The 20,294-nt window shown below is 43.0% G+C and carries 16 protein-coding genes and 3 rRNA genes; 17 read left to right on the top strand and 2 right to left on the bottom strand.

Annotation, left to right across the window (positions count from 1 at the left end; all coding sequences use genetic code 11):
* Nucleotides 1–3: 3 nt before the first annotated feature.
* The 6 genes from QNH20_RS23240 to QNH20_RS23215 all read left to right on the top strand — a co-directional run bounded on the left by QNH20_RS23240 (nucleotide 4) and on the right by QNH20_RS23215 (nucleotide 6,612).
* Nucleotides 4–1,263 carry an exo-beta-N-acetylmuramidase NamZ family protein gene (locus QNH20_RS23240; RefSeq protein ID WP_283920300.1) on the top strand — a complete coding sequence of 420 codons (1,260 nt, stop codon included), beginning with the start codon at nucleotides 4–6 and terminating at the stop codon, nucleotides 1,261–1,263.
* Between the two features lie 228 nt (nucleotides 1,264–1,491).
* Nucleotides 1,492–2,394, top strand: a complete 903-nt coding sequence (locus QNH20_RS23235) for an ABC transporter ATP-binding protein (RefSeq protein WP_283920299.1) — start codon at nucleotides 1,492–1,494, stop codon at nucleotides 2,392–2,394.
* Nucleotides 2,395–3,132, top strand: coding sequence for an ABC transporter permease (locus tag QNH20_RS23230; RefSeq protein ID WP_283920298.1), 738 nt, complete (start codon nucleotides 2,395–2,397; stop codon nucleotides 3,130–3,132). It abuts the gene before it with no gap.
* Nucleotides 3,133–3,138: 6 nt separating this feature from the next.
* Nucleotides 3,139–4,263: a sensor histidine kinase gene (locus QNH20_RS23225; RefSeq protein ID WP_283920297.1), complete on the top strand. Its 1,125-nt coding sequence runs from the start codon at nucleotides 3,139–3,141 to the stop codon at nucleotides 4,261–4,263.
* A gap of 130 nt (nucleotides 4,264–4,393) precedes the next feature.
* On the top strand, nucleotides 4,394–4,996 hold the full coding sequence (locus tag QNH20_RS23220; RefSeq protein ID WP_283920296.1) for a response regulator transcription factor: 603 nt from the start codon (nucleotides 4,394–4,396) through the stop codon (nucleotides 4,994–4,996).
* A gap of 335 nt (nucleotides 4,997–5,331) precedes the next feature.
* Nucleotides 5,332–6,612: a UDP-glucose dehydrogenase family protein gene (locus tag QNH20_RS23215; protein WP_283920295.1), complete on the top strand. Its 1,281-nt coding sequence runs from the start codon at nucleotides 5,332–5,334 to the stop codon at nucleotides 6,610–6,612.
* Nucleotides 6,613–6,645: 33 nt separating this feature from the next.
* On the opposite strand, the gene QNH20_RS23210 is transcribed toward QNH20_RS23215, so the two are convergent.
* Nucleotides 6,646–7,263: a LysE family translocator gene (locus QNH20_RS23210; protein ID WP_283920294.1), complete on the bottom strand. Its 618-nt coding sequence runs from the start codon at nucleotides 7,261–7,263 to the stop codon at nucleotides 6,646–6,648.
* Nucleotides 7,264–7,780: 517 nt separating this feature from the next.
* Here QNH20_RS23210 and QNH20_RS23205 point away from each other — a divergent pair.
* The 3 genes from QNH20_RS23205 to rrf all read left to right on the top strand — a co-directional run bounded on the left by QNH20_RS23205 (nucleotide 7,781) and on the right by rrf (nucleotide 12,668).
* Nucleotides 7,781–9,330, top strand: a 16S ribosomal RNA gene (locus QNH20_RS23205).
* A gap of 207 nt (nucleotides 9,331–9,537) precedes the next feature.
* Nucleotides 9,538–12,473, top strand: a 23S ribosomal RNA gene (locus tag QNH20_RS23200).
* A 79-nt stretch (nucleotides 12,474–12,552) separates the two neighbouring features.
* A 5S ribosomal RNA gene (gene rrf, locus QNH20_RS23195) occupies nucleotides 12,553–12,668 on the top strand.
* The 16S, 23S and 5S rRNA genes sit together here, the layout of an rRNA operon.
* A gap of 124 nt (nucleotides 12,669–12,792) precedes the next feature.
* Here the strand turns inward: rrf and QNH20_RS23190 are convergent.
* Nucleotides 12,793–12,945, bottom strand: coding sequence for a hypothetical protein (locus QNH20_RS23190; protein WP_283920293.1), 153 nt, complete (start codon nucleotides 12,943–12,945; stop codon nucleotides 12,793–12,795).
* Nucleotides 12,946–13,923: 978 nt separating this feature from the next.
* Here QNH20_RS23190 and QNH20_RS23185 point away from each other — a divergent pair.
* The 8 genes from QNH20_RS23185 (at nucleotide 13,924) to QNH20_RS23150 (ending at nucleotide 20,294) form a co-directional block, all read left to right on the top strand.
* Nucleotides 13,924–14,082, top strand: a complete 159-nt coding sequence (locus QNH20_RS23185; RefSeq protein WP_283920292.1) for a hypothetical protein — start codon at nucleotides 13,924–13,926, stop codon at nucleotides 14,080–14,082.
* A gap of 293 nt (nucleotides 14,083–14,375) precedes the next feature.
* Nucleotides 14,376–14,654 (top strand): hypothetical protein, encoded by a 279-nt coding sequence (locus QNH20_RS23180; protein ID WP_283920291.1) that lies wholly within the window; start codon nucleotides 14,376–14,378, stop codon nucleotides 14,652–14,654.
* A 132-nt stretch (nucleotides 14,655–14,786) separates the two neighbouring features.
* The gene (locus QNH20_RS23175; RefSeq protein ID WP_283920290.1) at nucleotides 14,787–14,918 is read left to right on the top strand and encodes a hypothetical protein; all 132 of its coding nucleotides are present in this window, start codon (nucleotides 14,787–14,789) and stop codon (nucleotides 14,916–14,918) included.
* 2 nt (nucleotides 14,919–14,920) lie between these two features.
* Nucleotides 14,921–15,142 (top strand): hypothetical protein, encoded by a 222-nt coding sequence (locus QNH20_RS23170; protein ID WP_283920289.1) that lies wholly within the window; start codon nucleotides 14,921–14,923, stop codon nucleotides 15,140–15,142.
* 443 nt (nucleotides 15,143–15,585) lie between these two features.
* Nucleotides 15,586–16,848 carry a DUF6382 and FHA domain-containing protein gene (locus tag QNH20_RS23165; RefSeq protein WP_283920288.1) on the top strand — a complete coding sequence of 421 codons (1,263 nt, stop codon included), beginning with the start codon at nucleotides 15,586–15,588 and terminating at the stop codon, nucleotides 16,846–16,848.
* 55 nt (nucleotides 16,849–16,903) lie between these two features.
* A complete protein-coding gene (locus QNH20_RS23160) occupies nucleotides 16,904–17,692 on the top strand; it encodes a PP2C family protein-serine/threonine phosphatase (RefSeq protein WP_283920287.1) in 789 nt (262 codons plus the stop codon).
* The gene (locus QNH20_RS23155) at nucleotides 17,689–19,644 is read left to right on the top strand and encodes a serine/threonine-protein kinase (protein WP_283920286.1); all 1,956 of its coding nucleotides are present in this window, start codon (nucleotides 17,689–17,691) and stop codon (nucleotides 19,642–19,644) included. Before QNH20_RS23160 ends, QNH20_RS23155 begins: the two co-directional genes overlap by 4 nt.
* A 2-nt stretch (nucleotides 19,645–19,646) precedes the next feature.
* On the top strand, nucleotides 19,647–20,294 hold the full coding sequence (locus tag QNH20_RS23150; protein WP_283920285.1) for a hypothetical protein: 648 nt from the start codon (nucleotides 19,647–19,649) through the stop codon (nucleotides 20,292–20,294).

Raw genomic sequence — 20,294 nt, 5'->3', positions numbered from 1 at the left:
ACGATGAAAAAGAAATGGCTTTCGGGTATTCTGGCGCTGCTGCTAGTCCTTTCCACAGTATCGGCGGTATTTGCCAAGAACGATATAGAGAAAGAAAAGAACAATGGGAAGTTCCGTTTAGGTGTTGAAGTGTTACTAAAGGATCGTCTTGATTTAATTAAAGGGAAGCGTGTTGGCTTAATTACCAATCCCACAGGGGTCGATCAAGAGCTTAATAGTATCGTAGATTTGCTGTACAATAATTCCAATGTGGAACTTACTGCGTTATATGGACCAGAACATGGTGTCCGTGGCAGTGCTCCTGCCGGTTCATATATTGAGTCCTATATCGATGAAAAAACTGGAATTCCGGTGTACAGTCTTTATGGAAGAACCAAAAAGCCGACACCTGAAATGTTAAGTAATGTCGATGTATTATTATTTGATATTCAGGACGTAGGGGCACGTTTTTACACGTATATTTACACGATGGCGTTAGCGATGGAAGCGGCGAAAGAAAATAATATTCCATTTATCGTTCTTGACCGCCCGAACCCAATCAGTGGTGCAAAAGTAGAGGGACCGATCCTCGAAGATAAGTATTCATCCTTTGTAGGTGAATTTCCGATCCCTGTTCGTCACGGGATGACGGTTGGAGAATTGGCGCAGCTATTTAACAAGGAGTTTAACATCGGCGCCGATTTAACGGTTGTGAAAATGGAAGGCTGGAAGCGCAGTATGTATTACGATGACACTGATCTACAATTCGTCATGCCGTCACCGAATATGCCTACTTTAGATACGGCATTAGTTTATCCTGGTGCCTGTTTAATCGAAGGAACCAATGTTTCTGAAGGACGTGGTACAACAAGACCGTTTGAATTGATTGGAGCTCCATTTATTAACAGTGATGATCTTGCAGCAAAACTGAATTCTTATCATTTACCTGGCGTAAAATTCAGAGCTGCATCGTTTATTCCTTCTACATCGAAATTTGTGAACAAGTTAAGCCATGGTGTGCAAATCCATGTAACAAACCGGAATGCCTACAAACCATTTGAAACAGGACTTTACATTGTTAAAACCATCCATGACATGTATCCGAATGATTTCCAATTCCGGGCACCTGGCAGCAATGGAATCTCTTTCTTCGATAACCTAGTCGGCAACGGTTCCATCCGAGCTGGAATTGAAGCAGGAAAAACAATCGAAGAAATGAAAGCAGAATGGCAGCCAGATCTAGACAAATTCATGGATGTCCGCGAACAATACTTACTTTACTAGTTGTGTTAGTCACCATAAACAATACCCATACAGTAGAAATGGTGCCTGACACCATAAACATTCGTTTGAGGTGGAAAGTGGCTGAAGTTTTTGAGACCTTCATTAATTGGAGGTCTCTTTATTTATGAGAAAATGACATTTGTCATCTTTTTTTGTGACATTGCTTACTAAAATTTACCTCCCCCTACACTGTACAATGAAATCAAGTAATCAGGAGGTGTTCGAAAAATGAACGAAATTTTAACCTTAAGGAACGTGACAAAGTCATTTCAACATAAAACAGCAGTCAACGATGTATCTTTCACCATTGGAAAAGGCGAGGTGGTGGCGATTCTTGGACCGAATGGCGCCGGAAAAACAACTACGATCTCGATGATCTTAGGACTGCTTAAACCAACTGCAGGAGAGGTCAAATTATTTAACCTCCAGCCGCAAGAAAAGCAGGTTCGTGAAAAAATCGGTACCATGCTCCAAGAAGTCAGTGTGATGCCAGGACTAAAGGTACGGGAAATCCTCGAATTAATCAGAAGCTATTATCTACAGCCACTGGCGATGCCTGAACTCATCAACTTAACAGGCCTAACTGATCAGGATCTGAAAACTCGGGCTGAAAAATTATCAGGAGGACAAAAGCGCCGATTAAGTTTTGCTCTTGCTCTAGCGGGAAATCCGGAGCTCATCATTTTTGATGAACCGACCGTCGGAATGGATATTGCATCAAGAAATCGTTTTTGGCAAACCATTCACCATCTGGCTGACCACGGCAAAACAATTATTTTTTCAACGCATTATCTGCAGGAAGCAGATGATGCCGCAGACAGGATCCTATTGTTTAAAGACGGTGCCATTGTCGCTGATGGAACGCCGGCGCAAATCAAAGCAAGAATTTCGAAGCAATCCGTCTCCTTTATCGTCGACCCGGAAATTTCGCTTGAAAACCTATATCTTCACAGTGAAATTGATGATATTTACCGAAAAAATAATCGTGTCTACCTTCAGTCGAATAATACCGACCGTGTATTGGAACTTATTTTTCAAGAAAAAATTGGTGCCCATGATATTCAAATTGAACATGGAAAACTTGAGGAAGCGTTCGAACAGCTGACAAGCGACACGAAGGAGGCCATATAAATGAAAGCATTACAAATGCAATGTAAAGTCGAGATTATCAGGGTGTTAAGAAATCGCTATTTTGTATTTTGGTCACTTGTGATGCCGATTCTCTTCTATTATATTTTTACAAATGTGGTGAATACGAATGCCCCGGATAAGGCGGAGTGGCAGGCGCATTACCTCATGTCAATGACAGTGTTCAGCGTGATGGGCTCGTCAATGATGACACTCGGAATCCGGATGGTACAGGAGCGTTCGCAAGGCTGGCAGACATTTATTCGCATCACCCCGCTTTCAGACACCGTCTATTTTGCGGCGCAAATGATAGGACAAAGTGTGATCCATCTTCTCTCGATTACAATTATTTTTATCGCAGGGGCGATCATCAATGGTGTTTCACTTACCGCGTTTGAATGGATCGCGAGCAGTTTATGGATTTTACTCGGATCGCTGCCATTCCTCGCCATTGGTACTTTAATCGGGATGATGAAAAAGGTTGAAACGGCAGCTGGTGTTAGCAACGTGATTTATATGGTGTTGGCGGTTGCAGGTGGACTATGGATGCCGCTTGAAATTATGCCAAAAATGATGCAAACGATTGGAAAATGGCTGCCTTCCTACAATTTTGGCAATGGAGCCTGGGAGATTGTCCGTGGTAATTTGCCCGATTGGAAAAATATTGCGATTTTGATCGCTTATTTAGCCCTCTTCATGCTACTATCGAAGTATATTAGACGAAAACAAGAAGCGGCGTGATGTGGTATGAAATGGTCAGTTTTTCCAAGAAAATTTGGTTTCTTTCCCTATATCTTTCTCGTTTATATCAGTTTTCCTGCCCTTTATCTTACGAGGGAATCAGGAGTGAAGCAGCTCATCGGCTATGGGATGGTGCTGCTTTTCTTAGTGTCCTATCGCCAGCTTTATTTTTCAATGGGAAAAAGAAAGTTCACCTACTGGCTTGCGGTACAGTTGGCGATTGTGTTTATTTTCAGTGTGTTTTATGACTTAAACCACATATTTTTAGGGTTTTTTCCGGCGAATTTTATCGGCTGGTACCGAGATAAAAGGGGATTTAAGCGTGGATTGATCAGTTTAACGATAGTTGAAATTCTCCCGTTCATAATCCATGTAATCCGAACGAAGACTTTTTTAACCCCGTCAGAGCTTTTTTACTTCGTTCCATTCCTTATCATCATGCTGATTTCACCGTTTGGAGTCCGTTCTATGAATCGCCGCATGGAGCTGGAAAAGGAGCTTGACCAAGCAAATCAGACAATTGAAGAATTAGTGAAGCGTGAGGAGCGGGTCCGGATTGCCCGTGACCTCCATGATACGCTTGGTCATACACTGTCCCTTTTGACGTTAAAAAGCCAGCTTGTACAGCGGTTGACTGCGGTTGACCCAGAACGGGCACGGATCGAGGCTAAGGAAATGGAGGTCACTTCAAGGGCAGCGCTCAAGCAAGTACGCGAGCTGGTTACGGATATGCGCGCAGCCACAATTGAAGAAGAGCTCCTGCAAGTACAACAAATATTAAACACAGCTGGGATTACCTATCAGTACGATGGTGCTGCTGATTTTTCCAGGATTTCTCCTTTTACGCAGAATATTGTCGGCATGTGTGTGCGTGAAGCAGCGACTAATGTCGTAAAGCATAGCCGTGCCACCCATTGTTCCATCTCAATTAAGCTTTTTTCTGAAAAAATGAACATAGTGATCCGGGATGATGGGATGGGAGTAAGGAATAATCATCCTTTTGGGAACGGTTTGCGAGGGATGGAAGAGAGGTTGGCACTCGTTGACGGTGTACTCGCCCTTTCAAACCATAACGGAGCGGTTTTGGAAATCAACGTGCCGATTATAATAAAAGCGGAAGCACCCGCATAGCGATGTATGGGACTGGACCGCTTACGACAGAGATAAAGGAAAGTAGAAAAGCGGAATCGCCTAGTCGCTGAAGTTATCCAGTTATTAAAGTTCATGCAAACTAATTTATTTATAAAAGGGGGGCTTCTGTATGATTCGCTTGTTTATTTCCGAAGATCAACGAATGTTATTGGGAGCGCTCGGTTCACTGTTAGATTTGGAGGCGGACATGAAGGTGATTGGCCAGGCGCTGAACGGGGAAGAAGCGCTCGCGGCAATCTTAGAACTCGAGCCGGATGTCTGCTTGATGGATATTGAAATGCCTGTTTTAAATGGACTCGAAGTGGCTGACGAACTCACAAGGCGCTTGTCACCCAGTAAGGTCATTATCTTAACTACCTTTGCGCGCCCTGGATATTTTGAACGTGCGGTAAAAATCGGCGTTCACGGCTACTTGTTGAAGGATGGGGAGATTGATGAGCTTGCCGATGCCATTCGCAAGGTGATGGCGGGAAAAAGGGTATTCAGTCCGGAGCTGACCTTCGACGTGATTCGTGAAGAAAATCCATTGACCCCAAAAGAACAAGAGATTTTAAGATTAGCAGCCTTAGGAAAAACAACAAAAGAAATTACATCCGAGCTCTATCTATCATCCGGCACCGTCCGCAACTACATCTCCGAAATCATCCACAAGCTCGATGCCAAAAATCGAACCGAAGCCGCCAGCATCGCCGAAAAAAAAGGCTGGATCTAACGTGGAGAGGTACCTTTAATAGGTGCCTTTTTTATTGTGCCCGATACGCTCATATTTCTTCTATTTTGGTCGCAAAAAATTTTATTGTGCCCGAAGTGCCCATATTTCGGCTATTATGGTTACAAAAAATCTTATTGGTAAGAATGCGATCTAAACCGTTCCCGCCCCTTTGGACACATCCCCGTTAAGCGCCCTTTTCTGTTGGACAACATTCCACTGCATACGTTTAGGAATAAATTAAAACAAGCCATGACGTTGAGATAAAGGTAATAAGCCAAAACATCAGCTTTACAACGCTGATACTTCTCTATAGGTAATAAAGGGGGAAAAACAACGTGAAAATATTAATCGTCGGAACAGGTTACGTCGGGACGACGACAGGCCTTATATTTTGTGAAATGGGTCATCAGGTTACGGGGTTAGATCTTGATGATCATAAAATCAAAGCTTTACAAGCAGGTAAACTTCATTTCTATGAGCCTGGACTAGAGGATTTGTTAAGTAAGCATGTTACAGCCCAAAATATAATGTTTACAAAAAATTCTAAAAGGGCCATCGAAGAGAATGATCTTATTTTCATTTGTGTCGGTACACCACAGTGTGACGATGGAAGTGCTGACCTTACCTATGTAAAAAGTGTAGCTGAGTCAATAAGCATATATATGAACCGATATAAAGTAATTGTCACCAAAAGTACGGTACCGGTGGGGACAGCTAATTTAGTGACAAAATGGATCAAGGAAAGTCAAGATGAGCAGATCCCCTTTGATGTCGTCTCTAATCCTGAGTTCCTAAGGGAGGGGTCCGCACTTCATGATGCCCTTAATCCCGATCGAATTGTCATCGGCACAACGAGCGAAACAGCAAGTAAATTAATGAAGGAATTGTATCAGAATTTTCCATGCCCTATCATTGAAACCAACCCGAAAGCCTCCGAAATGATCAAGTATGCCGCTAATTCCTTTCTTGCGATGAAAATTTCCTACATTAACGAATTAGCACGGGTTTGTGATGACCTTAAGATTAATGTGAAGGATGTTTCCAAAGGAGTTGGTCTCGACCACCGGATTGGACCGCATTTTTTAAAAGCTGGAATGGGCTATGGCGGTTCCTGTTTTCCAAAGGATGTGAACGCGCTAATCCAAATAGCAAAGGAAAATGGCAAACCCCTTTCCATTTTAGAGAGTGTTGTTCAGGTGAATGAAGGACAACCGCGATATTTTATTGATAAAATGAAGCAGGCCTTTGGTGGTGATTTAAAAAATAAAATAATAGCTGTACTCGGATTAGCATTTAAAGCGAATACTGATGACACAAGGGAATCACCGAGCCTTAATTTGATCGATAGATTAAAAGTGGAACAAGCGAAGGTTAAAGTACACGATCCGATCGTAAAAATGGCCGGGCACTCTGACCAATTTCCTGTGATTGAAGAAACGGTTGCCGATGCAGATGCACTCGTCATTTGCACAGATTGGGATGAATATAAAAATCTTGATTGGGAAAGACTGAAACTACTTATGAATCAACCCTATATTTTTGATGGAAGAAATATACTTGATAAGGGGATATTGGAGAGTTTAGGATTTCATTATGTAGGGGTCGCTAATCATTAGGAAATGAAAAAAAGAGCTTTCATGCTCTTTTTTTTACCTTTGATTTTGAAGCACTAGTTGCAGCCCCAAGCCAATATAGATCGAGCCAACAACCTTGCCTTGCCATCGTGTAAATCTTCTATTCTTTTTAGAAAATAATTTTTCACCTATAGAACTAGTCAAAAATGCAATAAGAGTTGTGTACAAAATACTCATAAATACAAACGTTAGTCCAAGAATTAATAACTGGTAAACGACAGGGGTTCCGTTACTACGGATAAATTGCGGAAGGAAGGCTAAGAAAAAAAGAGCTGTTTTTGGGTTCAGTAATTCGATTAATAATGCCTGGCGAAACGACACGGCCGCAGTGTTCTTTTTTGCGGCTTGCTTTTTATTTTCTTTCGATTTTTCCAAAAGTGATTTAATCCCTAGAAAAATTAGATAGGCAGCGCCTAAATATTTTACCATCTCAAAAGCTAGAGCCGAAGTCATTAAAACTGCAGAGAGCCCGAGAACGGCTGCAACCGTATGGATTAAATCACCAACAGCAATCCCAACACCAGTGATGACACCAGCTTTTCTTCCTCCTTGTGCTGTTTGCGAGATGGTTAACAGAACGGCTGGACCAGGGATCAGAAATAATACCAAAACAACTAATATAAATGATACCAATATATTCTGCCCTCCATTTATTTAAATTTTTCAAATAGTCTTCCTTAGATTATACTGCTTTAAAGCATTTAAACAAACCGGTATATTGTTTAAGAATGAAATATTCGTTTAAAATTCAGCCCGATTTTCTAATTTTAGAGTAGACTTTTCAACATAACGGTGATAAGATATGAAAGTTGCTACAGAAACTATTATTCTTTTTGTTTAAAGGTAATTTTTTTGTTGACAATGCAAATAGATGTTGGTAAACTATGAAAGTTGTCATTAAAAAACAACTGTTAATCTTAAAAAAGTTGTTGACAATGCAAATAGATGTTGGTAAAATATAAAAGTTGTCATTAAAAAACAACTGTTAATCTTAAAAAAGTTGTTGACAGCGAAAATGAAAAATGATAAGATGTAAAAGTTATATCATTAATTGTTCTTTGAAAACTAAACAAACAAAAACGTCAACAAACAATAATATTAGTTTCTTATCGAAACTAAGCCAACGTTTTATTTTATGAGCTAATCAACTTTCTTGGAGAGTTTGATCCTGGCTCAGGACGAACGCTGGCGGCGTGCCTAATACATGCAAGTCGAGCGAATCAATAGGAGCTTGCTCCTGTTGGTTAGCGGCGGACGGGTGAGTAACACGTGGGCAACCTGCCTGTAAGACTGGGATAACTTCGGGAAACCGGAGCTAATACCGGATAATCCTTTTCCTCACATGAGGAAAAGCTGAAAGTCGGTTTCGGCTGACACTTACAGATGGGCCCGCGGCGCATTAGCTAGTTGGTGAGGTAACGGCTCACCAAGGCGACGATGCGTAGCCGACCTGAGAGGGTGATCGGCCACACTGGGACTGAGACACGGCCCAGACTCCTACGGGAGGCAGCAGTAGGGAATCTTCCACAATGGACGAAAGTCTGATGGAGCAACGCCGCGTGAGCGATGAAGGCCTTCGGGTCGTAAAGCTCTGTTGTTAGGGAAGAACAAGTACCGGAGTAACTGCCGGTACCTTGACGGTACCTAACCAGAAAGCCACGGCTAACTACGTGCCAGCAGCCGCGGTAATACGTAGGTGGCAAGCGTTGTCCGGAATTATTGGGCGTAAAGCGCGCGCAGGCGGTCCTTTAAGTCTGATGTGAAAGCCCACGGCTCAACCGTGGAGGGTCATTGGAAACTGGGGGACTTGAGTGCAGAAGAGGAAAGCGGAATTCCACGTGTAGCGGTGAAATGCGTAGAGATGTGGAGGAACACCAGTGGCGAAGGCGGCTTTCTGGTCTGTAACTGACGCTGAGGCGCGAAAGCGTGGGGAGCAAACAGGATTAGATACCCTGGTAGTCCACGCCGTAAACGATGAGTGCTAAGTGTTAGAGGGTTTCCGCCCTTTAGTGCTGCAGCTAACGCATTAAGCACTCCGCCTGGGGAGTACGGCCGCAAGGCTGAAACTCAAAGGAATTGACGGGGGCCCGCACAAGCGGTGGAGCATGTGGTTTAATTCGAAGCAACGCGAAGAACCTTACCAGGTCTTGACATCCTCTGACAATCCTAGAGATAGGACGTTCCCCTTCGGGGGACAGAGTGACAGGTGGTGCATGGTTGTCGTCAGCTCGTGTCGTGAGATGTTGGGTTAAGTCCCGCAACGAGCGCAACCCTTGATCTTAGTTGCCAGCATTCAGTTGGGCACTCTAAGGTGACTGCCGGTGACAAACCGGAGGAAGGTGGGGATGACGTCAAATCATCATGCCCCTTATGACCTGGGCTACACACGTGCTACAATGGATGGTACAAAGGGCTGCGAAACCGCAAGGTTAAGCCAATCCCATAAAACCATTCTCAGTTCGGATTGTAGGCTGCAACTCGCCTACATGAAGCCGGAATCGCTAGTAATCGCGGATCAGCATGCCGCGGTGAATACGTTCCCGGGCCTTGTACACACCGCCCGTCACACCACGAGAGTTTGTAACACCCGAAGTCGGTGGGGTAACCGTAAGGAGCCAGCCGCCTAAGGTGGGACAGATGATTGGGGTGAAGTCGTAACAAGGTAGCCGTATCGGAAGGTGCGGCTGGATCACCTCCTTTCTAAGGATATAAGCTGGACATATGAGCCAGACAAAATAAGTTTGTTTGATTGTTTTCTGTTTGTTTAGTTTTGAGGGAGCAATTTCTCTCAAAGCTTTTTTTAATCGTTCTTTGAAAACTAGATAATCGTAAGAAGAAGCAAAGTAAACATCGAGTAATCGCCATTTTAGTTTTCTCTCTATTTTTAATAGAGAAATAAACCTTTTAGGTTAAGTTAGAAAGGGCGCACGGTGAATGCCTTGGCACTAGGAGCCGATGAAGGACGGGACTAACACCGATATGCTTCGGGGAGCTGTAAGTAAGCTTTGATCCGGAGATTTCCGAATGGGGGAACCCACTGTTCGTAATGGAACAGTATCTTTACCTGAATACATAGGGTATTGAAGGCATACCCGGGGAACTGAAACATCTAAGTACCCGGAGGAAGAGAAAGCAAACGCGATTCCCTGAGTAGCGGCGAGCGAAACGGGACATAGCCCAAACCAAGAGGCTTGCCTCTTGGGGTTGTAGGACACTCTACATGGAGTTACAAAGGAACGGGGTAAATGAAGCGACCTGGAAAGGTCCGTCATAGAAGGTAAAAGCCCTGTAGTTGAAACTTCGTTCCCTCCTGAGTGGATCCTGAGTACGGCCGGACACGTGAAATCCGGTCGGAAGCAGGGAGGACCATCTCCCAAGGCTAAATACTCCCTAGTGACCGATAGTGAACCAGTACCGTGAGGGAAAGGTGAAAAGCACCCCGGAAGGGGAGTGAAATAGTTCCTGAAACCGTGTGCCTACAAGTAGTTAGAGCCCGTTTATGGGTGATAGCGTGCCTTTTGTAGAATGAACCGGCGAGTTACGATTACATGCAAGGTTAAGTTGAAGAGACGGAGCCGCAGCGAAAGCGAGTCTGAATAGGGCGAATGAGTATGTGGTCGTAGACCCGAAACCAGGTGATCTACCCATGTCCAGGGTGAAGTCCAGGTAACACTGGATGGAGGCCCGAACCCACGCACGTTGAAAAGTGCGGGGATGAGGTGTGGGTAGCGGAGAAATTCCAATCGAACTTGGAGATAGCTGGTTCTCTCCGAAATAGCTTTAGGGCTAGCCTCACGTAGTTAGAGTCTTGGAGGTAGAGCACTGTTTGGACTAGGGGCCCTCATCGGGTTACCGAATTCAGACAAACTCCGAATGCCAAAGACTTATCCGTGGGAGTCAGACTGCGAGTGATAAGATCCGTAGTCAAAAGGGAAACAGCCCAGACCACCAGCTAAGGTCCCAAAGTATACGTTAAGTGGAAAAGGATGTGGAGTTGCTTAGACAACCAGGATGTTGGCTTAGAAGCAGCCACCATTTAAAGAGTGCGTAATAGCTCACTGGTCGAGTGACTCTGCGCCGAAAATGTACCGGGGCTAAACGTATCACCGAAGCTGTGGATTGACACCGTAGGTGTCAGTGGTAGGAGAGCGTTCTAAGGGCGTTGAAGCTAGACCGTAAGGACTGGTGGAGCGCTTAGAAGTGAGAATGCCGGTATGAGTAGCGAAAGATGAGTGAGAATCTCATCCACCGTATGCCTAAGGTTTCCTGAGGAAGGCTCGTCCGCTCAGGGTTAGTCGGGACCTAAGCCGAGGCCGAAAGGCGTAGGCGATGGACAACAGGTTGATATTCCTGTACCACCTCTTTATCGTTTGAGTGATGGGGGGACGCAGGAGGATAGGGTAAGCGCGCTGTTGGATATGCGCGTCTAAGCAGTTAGGCTGGTAAGTAGGAAAATCCGCTTACCATAAAGGCTGAGCTGTGACAGCGAGGGAAATATAGTACCGAAGTTCCTGATTCCACACTGCCAAGAAAAGCCTCTAGCGAGATAAAAGGTGCCCGTACCGCAAACCGACACAGGTAGGCGAGGAGAGAATCCTAAGGTGAGCGAGAGAACTCTCGTTAAGGAACTCGGCAAAATGACCCCGTAACTTCGGGAGAAGGGGTGCTCTTTGGGGTTCATAGCCTCGAAGAGCCGCAGTGAATAGGCCCAGGCGACTGTTTAGCAAAAACACAGGTCTCTGCGAAGCCGCAAGGCGAAGTATAGGGGCTGACGCCTGCCCGGTGCTGGAAGGTTAAGAGGAGGGGTTAGCGCAAGCGAAGCTCTGAATCGAAGCCCCAGTAAACGGCGGCCGTAACTATAACGGTCCTAAGGTAGCGAAATTCCTTGTCGGGTAAGTTCCGACCCGCACGAAAGGCGTAACGATCTGGGCACTGTCTCAACGAGAGACTCGGTGAAATTATAGTACCTGTGAAGATGCAGGTTACCCGCGACAGGACGGAAAGACCCCGTGGAGCTTTACTGTAGCCTGATATTGAATTTTGGTACAGCTTGTACAGGATAGGTAGGAGCCGTAGAAACCGGAGCGCTAGCTTCGGTGGAGGCGTCGGTGGGATACTACCCTGGCTGTATTGAAATTCTAACCCGCACCCCTAATCGGGGTGGGAGACAGTGTCAGGTGGGCAGTTTGACTGGGGCGGTCGCCTCCTAAAGAGTAACGGAGGCGCCCAAAGGTTCCCTCAGAATGGTTGGAAATCATTCGTAGAGTGTAAAGGCACAAGGGAGCTTGACTGCGAGACCTACAAGTCGAGCAGGGACGAAAGTCGGGCTTAGTGATCCGGTGGTTCCGCATGGAAGGGCCATCGCTCAACGGATAAAAGCTACCCCGGGGATAACAGGCTTATCTCCCCCAAGAGTCCACATCGACGGGGAGGTTTGGCACCTCGATGTCGGCTCATCGCATCCTGGGGCTGTAGTCGGTCCCAAGGGTTGGGCTGTTCGCCCATTAAAGCGGTACGCGAGCTGGGTTCAGAACGTCGTGAGACAGTTCGGTCCCTATCCGTCGTGGGCGCAGGAAATTTGAGAGGAGCTGTCCTTAGTACGAGAGGACCGGGATGGACGCACCGCTGGTGTACCAGTTGTCTTGCCAAAGGCATCGCTGGGTAGCTATGTGCGGACGGGATAAGTGCTGAAAGCATCTAAGCATGAAGCCCCCCTCAAGATGAGATTTCCCATAGCGTCAAGCTAGTAAGATCCCTGAAAGATGATCAGGTTGATAGGTCAGAGGTGGAAGCATGGCGACATGTGGAGCTGACTGATACTAATCGATCGAGGACTTAACCAAGTTTTAAAGCGAACTCGTTTTTACAACACTTCTTCTGCATTATCTAGTTTTGAGGGAATGAAACCTCAAGCAAAAATAGTCTGGCAATAATGGCGAGAAGGTCACACCCGTTCCCATACCGAACACGGAAGTTAAGCTTCTCAGCGCCGATGGTAGTTGGGACTTTGTCCCTGTGAGAGTAGGACGTTGCCAGGCACGAAAAAGGACAGCTGAGCCAGCTGTTCTTTTTTGTATACTTTTTTTTCTGAAAAAGGTAAAAAAATAGGCCTTCTGCTTATGGAGAAGGCCTTATCTATTGTTTATTTCCATACACCAATTTTTATGATTTTCTAATGCTTTTAGCAAAGGATTGACGGGGAGATGGCTTCTGCGGTTTGGATGGCTTTCCGTATATTTTCTTTCCTAAAGCGGCTTTCGCCAGTCGTTCTTTTTCTTCCTGTTGAAGATTAATGACCGCTTCTTTGGTTAGCATAGATCATTTCATCTAAAACGTACTTGAATTCGGAAAAAGAAGGAAGGGAAAAATCGACAATCGTCATATCTTTTTGCAGGTCATTTGGCATTACGAGGCAAGGGCTTACAAAGATAACATTTTTCGAGTGCAGGCTTTTCTTCATAAAGGCAAAAGGTCCCGGACTTTCCTTATTAGCTGGTGATCCGCGTGCCGTCCATTTGCACCAAAGTATACATGAAAGTCTTTAAGAATAAAGGTGGCTGGTTCATTGTAGTGTTCAATAAACTCGAGTGCCTTGAAGGGAAACTTCGTTTCTTCCTTCCCTTTTTGTCCATTTTCCGACATTCCATTGGTTATACTCTATGTAAAAAATTTACGGGTTGTTTTGATTAGGCTTCATTTGTGACAACGGATTGAATCACCATTACCGCCCTCTCTTCTTCCCATGTAGAAATATACAAATATGGAAAACGAGCTTTTAATAGATTAGAAATTAAAATTTTAAAATCAGAAATGGTATGCCCCTGAATTTCTATTTGTCTCCTTTTTTCCGCAGTCAGTTTCTATTCATTTTGTTACATACGATCTAATAATTCAACAATAAACTCATAAAAACCTTCAAAGCAATATCTTTATTTTCCTGCCCCGAAGTGAATCATTTTCTGTCAAGGACGGGGATTATTCAGTTTTCGGTGTGGATCCATTATGTAAAATCTTCAGAATATTGCACATAATAGCTAAGCGGTTGTTAAAAAATGTAAAAATATCCAGCCTAATTGTACTATTTTTGTATGTGCTTTGTGACTGTAAAAAAAAGGATAGCTAGGTATTTTATATCATGAACCTACCGTAAATTTAATATAAAATGGTAATTAATTGTTGTACTTTTTATGGAAATAACGATTGAGGGTTTAAATACAAGACTTTCTCAAGAGTTAGTAAACAAGCCTAAATACAATAAAAAATCTTTCAAATACGTGGGAAGGTGAATCGTCTATGGCAACCATTTCTGCCTATGATAGATTTGCAGCAAAGTACTTCCAAACCTATCACGATATTCTAGATAACTATGTAAACTTTCTAAGAACCAATGTTGAACAGTGCTATTTCGAAACAGAAACTGCCAATACTAATTTATCTGACGCGTTTAAATAAATATGAAATCTAAAGACGATGGTCATCCGTCGTCTTTAGTCTCATTCTTGAAACAACTCTATGAGTAAAATAGATAATCCTGTTTGGCGGTATGAAAGATGGGATAAGATTATGCTTAAGAAATTTTCGAAAAAAGTAAGTGTGATCGTAATGACGCTATCAATTTTCAGCCTGATTGGCTGTAGTGCGATAGATCAGCAGCAGATGTCGAAAAATTATTAAAAGAAAAATATAATCAAGAATTTACAGCGACCCATATTGGAGGCCGCTATGGAACAGCAGGTAATGATACGGTGACATCCTATTTACACCCTGCTGTAAATAAGAATGCAATATTTAGTGCTGTGATGGATAAAGACGGAGGATTATTGGCTGACAGTTTTATCCTGCGTCTCATCAGCGACCAATTAAATCAAATTATAAAAGAAGACCCCGCCGCAAAGGGTATTGAAAGTGAAACGTTCACCTTTATCATGAATAATGAAACTTCCAGTTCTTCAGAGACAAACCTGGAAATTTCATTGGAAGATTATGTGGCAGCTTACAAACCTGAATATTTTTCTGCCACATGATTGTAAAGGAATCACCTGATTTTAACACCGGAGCAATTTGAATCCGCGTTAAGAGAGGTTTATGAGGCCGGGTTAAAAACGGTTTACCAAGTGGGCATCTGTGTCATCGCTGCTGATGAGTTCGAGGAATCTGTGAAAGAGTTCAAAAGCCTGCCAGAGCTTTCTAGTTCTTTTTTCAGGGATTATAACGTCGTAGATGAAATTGAAGCAGTTGTTGATTCCAATGGTTTTAATTATCAAAAGGCAGACGGGGATGGTGAGTAATTTTGACGGCGGTTCAAAATAATGCTTTAACTGACCAGGACTTAAAATTTGCTACCGACATCGCTTATAAAAATAGGAACAATAATAAGCAAAATAGGGCCTTTTGGAAAGAGGAAGAGCAACTATATGTTTCGGAAATTCTAAAAGATGATGATAAAATCAATCACTTCAATGCATCTAACTGGAAAATTGTTCATACGTTTGTTAAAAATGGACTTGGTTAATCAGGATTTTATGGTGTTGTCATTGATACTAATAATGGGTTGATTGTCTCCTTTTGTGGAAGTGAGGATCCGGCAGAGTTTTAAAAAATTTAGCAGGATTGGATTAATGCAGATCTGCTTTAATTGAATGCAAACTTACAGACCAGCAAAAAGTTGCTAACCGATTTATTGATTATCTCGCACTGCAAGACTACATTAATAAATACGAGTCCTCCGCTGTTCCTGGAGTAGTATTTTGCCGTAATTGTGGAAATCAATATGATTCAACACATACAGTAAGCTCAAGCTGCAAAACTCCCAGATAAAAGGGAGATAAACAATAATTTATACAAGGTCAGATTAATGCAAGCCAGTTTAAGGAAGAAGGATTATCTGAAAGCGTGAATTGCTTAATTCGTAAGCGCTTCTAAGACAATGTAATTTAAAAAAGGGGTCGGACAGCCTTGATCAAACAAATTGATTTTAATTTGGATAATTGCCGTGAATATTTATTTTATCAGGTGACCAGCGATATGGAAGTGGCAAGGAGCGAAATTGGCTTGTTGGAAAATAGTCAAGTCTTCGGTTTGTTGTCTATGGTTGTCATCGAAAAAGAGAAAGATGTTTTTTTTCGGTATGATTTGTCTTCATGGGAAAATATTAAACCATTATTCTTTAAAGGATTCTCGAAGGAACGGTTACACAAGTTTCTTTTACATATAGTAGAAACCCTTCTTCATTCAAAAAAAATCGGCCTGCAGCTGGGCAATATTATTGCCGATAAAAGGTATATTTATATTGACCCGTTATCAGGCAGACCGTTATTTTTCTATTTGCCGATTAAAAATAACCGCTATGAAACCGGCACGGTTAAGGAGTTTTTATTGAGCTTATTGTGGATGGCGCCTTATGATGAGGAGGATGATTTGAGTTTCTTTATTAAAATTCATAATTATCTTGTTCGGGCAGAAGAGGTTGATCTGCTAGATTTAAAGGGAATGATCGAAGAATTGGGAAAAGATTTGGTGGAGCCAATCTCATTGCAAAATATCACGGAAGTAGTCAAAAGAAAAAGTTTTTCTACAGAACCAGCAAGAAAAAGTGTTGGTCTTTACAGCCCGGGCAATGCTGAAATTCTTCTTGAAGATCAAAATAAGGTCATGGCATCCAACCAAAAAAGTGTAAAACGGAATAAACAAACCGGCCAAAAGCTTGAAATTGAGGACGAAATTCAGTACAAACGGGTGACAAGAACAGAACTCGGAGAAAAAGAAGCTAACTTCAAAGCGGCGGCCACGATTGCCGGGACACAAATAAACATCATGCCAAGTAATGGAAAGGGAATAGCGGTTGACATTAATTATCATCAGGATGAAGGAACAACGGTCCTTGGAGTAGCGGATGTAGGGACTACCGCATTAGGGGTTGAAGCACCTAGTGCCTTTTTACTCACACTTGCCGGGCAAGAGAAAATTATGATTGTTAAGGATGTCTTTAAACTTGGTCGCGATCCAAAGAATGTTGATTACACCTCCTCCAATAAAACAGTTGGTCGTGTACATGCCCATATCCTGACGGAAAATGGCGAGTACTTTTTAAAGGATAACCGCTCGACTAACGGAAGCTTTGTGAATGATATTAGGCTTGCCAAGAATGAAAAAGTAAAAATCATGCATGACGATCGGATTACACTTTCGAATGAAGAGTTTCTATTTAAGCTTTTTTAAAAAATAATGCAGTGTCCTTTAACGTGTGATACTTCATAAGAAAGGCGGTGAGTGGATGTATTTTCAACTTGCCTACCATACTGACGCCGGAATCAAAAAGAAAACCAATCAGGATGCCTTGCTGCTTAAAACTGCCAGGACACCAATGGGCCGTATCGGGCTATTTATCGTTTGTGATGGAATGGGCGGGCTCACGCAAGGAGAATTGGCGAGTGCCACTGTAATCAGAGGAATGTTGGACTGGTTTGAAACAGAACTTCCCAAGATCACTCATTCCGGCCAAGAGCAGATGGTGATAGATATCCAGCAGCAATTAACGAACTGTGTGAAGGGACTTAATCGCAAAATTTCAGATTATGGAGAAGCGGGCAACATAAAGCTGGGTACAACCATCACCGCTTTATTGATTGTTTATTCCAAATATTATCTTTTGCACGTCGGCGACAGCAGAGCTTACCAAATTCATGATGACCTTTCACTGTTAACGAAGGATCAAACTCTAGTAGCCAGGGAACTTGAACGGGGCAATATAACAGAGAAGCAGGCGAAAATCGATCCGCGCCGAAATGTCCTGTTGCAATGTGTTGGCGCATCCCCAGAGTTGGATCCTGTCGTATCACACGGTAAGGTAAAAGAAGGAGATTTGTTCATGCTGTGCACCGATGGCTTTTACCATGAAATTAGCAATGAGGAGCTGTTTACCAGCCTTAGACCGGACCGTTTTTCCAACGAGCAGCAAATGAAGGAAACGGTTGTCGAGCTGGTTGAACTGGTAAAGAAACGGATGGAAGCCGATAATATCACAGTATTAATGACGAAAGTAACAGCGGGTGAAGCATCTTGATTAAAATCGGCACGATTATTGATGAACGGTATGAAATCTTGAAAGAAATTGGCCGCGGCGGTATGAGTATTGTCTATCTCGCCATGGATAACAGGCTCAAGAAATCGCTGGTGGTAAAGGATATCCGTAAACGAGCGGAGAGCGACAATGAAATGCTGGTCAACAGCCTTGTCGTTGAAGCCAATATGCTAAAAAGATTAGATCACGGAGCCTTGCCGCGTATCTATGATGTTATTGACCGCCAAGGCGAAATCTATGTGGTGATGGATTATATTGAAGGTGAATCGCTGAAGGAGAAGTTAAATCGTGAACGGACCGCTGCACCTAATGAGGTTATTGATTGGGCAAAACAGTTAAGTGATGTGCTGGGCTACTTGCATTCGAGAAAGCCTAACCCCATCATTTATCGTGATATGAAGCCCGATAATATTATGCTGACCCCTGAGGGGAAAATTAAGCTGATAGACTTTGGAATCGCCCGGGAGTTTAAAAATGAGAATACGACTGATACGACGAATCTTGGGACAAAAGGATACGCAGCCCCCGAGCAGTTATCCGGTAAGCAGACCGATGCAAGAACAGATATTTATAGTTTAGGTGTGACACTTTACTATTTGGTGACGGGAAAAACCTTAAGTGACCCGCCATATGAATTAAGGCCGATTCGAACCTGGAATCCATCTTTGCCAGAGGGGCTTGAACACATTATTGCAAAATGTACCCAGGCTGAGCCCGGTAATCGTTATCAAAGCTGTGAAGAGCTGTCCTATGATTTGCAGAACATCAACAAATTAACGCAGGGCTATAAACGCAAGCTATATAAAAAATTATCTTTATTCATGATTCCAGCCGTTCTATTCCTAGGGTTTTCGACGACTTCTGTAATGGGTTATAAGGGGATGAAAAATGATCAGCTCCAGGATTATATGAGTTTAATCAACGAGGCAAACGGCTATGTACAAAATGATCGTAATACGAAGGCCATTAAAATCCTTGAACAAGCGATTAAGCTCGATAAAGGCAGAGCGATGGCCTATAACAATTTACTAGATATATATATTCAAAGCGGTGAAGCGGATAAGGGCCTTTCGAATATAGAAAGATATTTGGATGATGGGTATGGCAATATCGATGAAAATAGTGAGGTTCTCTTCAAAGTAGGGATGACTTATTTTGATGTGGAAAAGGATTATTTTCGTGCTCAAGAATTTTTTAGCAGGGTTAAGGCAGAAGACAAACCTGAAGTCGAGTATTACAAGTCATTAGCCGCAACGATGGGGAGCTTAAACATTGACTATAATAAGTTCGCCAGTGACTTGGACGATTTTGAAAAGTTCACCGATAAAGCCCGAAATAACGTAAAAAAAATTGATAATTACAATTCGTTGGCGAATATTTATCTATCTTATAAGGCCCAGATCCCTAACGCAAATACGAGGGCGATTCAACTAATCGATAAGGCAAACGATGTTTTATCGAAATTGGATGATGATTTCTTATCTGACAAATATGCACAGGATTTTGAACTGAAATTAGCACAGGCCTATTACAGTAAAGGAATTAATTCGCAGGATAAAACGGCAGCCGTCGACGACTTTGAGAAAGCCATCCGTTATTACAACAACCTCCTCGATGAGGATAAGGGAATCAATCAAGAGGAGTACCTGATTAAAATTGGGATCATCTATCAGGAAATGGGCAAACACGAGCAAGCAAAAGAACAATTCGAAGAAGCGCTGAAGGAGTTTCCTGCTAGTCTAAATGCATATATAAAACTAGGAAACTTGTTGCTCGATATCGAACATGGGAAAGAAGAACCAATGAGGAATTATGAGGCGGCAGTAAAGGTATACGAGCAGGCATCGCAATTAAAGGGTGCTGTTAATGATGAGGGATTTTTGAAGCTGAAAAGAAGGTATACGAATTTGAATCTGGTGGGGCAGGGGGAATAAATGTGGATTATCAAACAATATTTTATGGCGGCCTTGCCGGATCCATCCTCTCACTCATTATCTCTATTGTTGTTTTTATCAAATTAAATATTTCAGAGGTTATCGAGGATTTAACGGGATTTAGTTTCCACAAATGGGTCAAAAAGCAGCGGGGTCGATCCCGCTCTAAACAAGAACAGAACAATAAGCCAATTACAAGAGAGATTCAGCCCCGCCGTGATGTTGAAATGGAAGTAGCCGCCTCTAGTAGTGTGGATTCAACAGAACTTCTGGATGCTGAAGTCCCTTCTTCCGTTAGTATAGATTCTACTGAATTACTGGGGACGGAAATCCCTTCTTCCATCAATGATGATTCTATTGAACAATTGGAAGCGGTGGTCCCTTCTTCAGTCAATATTGTTGCCACTGAACTACTGGAAGAGAAAATAACAGCAGATGCAACTGAACTTTTGGCAAAAGCTGATTCGGACGAAACAGAGCTATTATCAGGAGACGCTGTGGAAACGGAGTTATTATCGACAGGGATTGACGAGACCGAGCTGTTAAATGAAGGAATGGAGGAAACAACTGTGTTAACGGCACCGGTGTCCGACAGCAAATTTATAAAAGAGCGAGACGTGGTTATCGTTCATACGAATGCAACCATATAA

It is taken from the genome of Neobacillus sp. WH10 (genome assembly GCF_030123405.1).
GTDB lineage: Bacteria > Bacillota > Bacilli > Bacillales > Cytobacillaceae > Neobacillus.
This window is presented reverse-complemented; position numbering and strand designations above follow the sequence as displayed.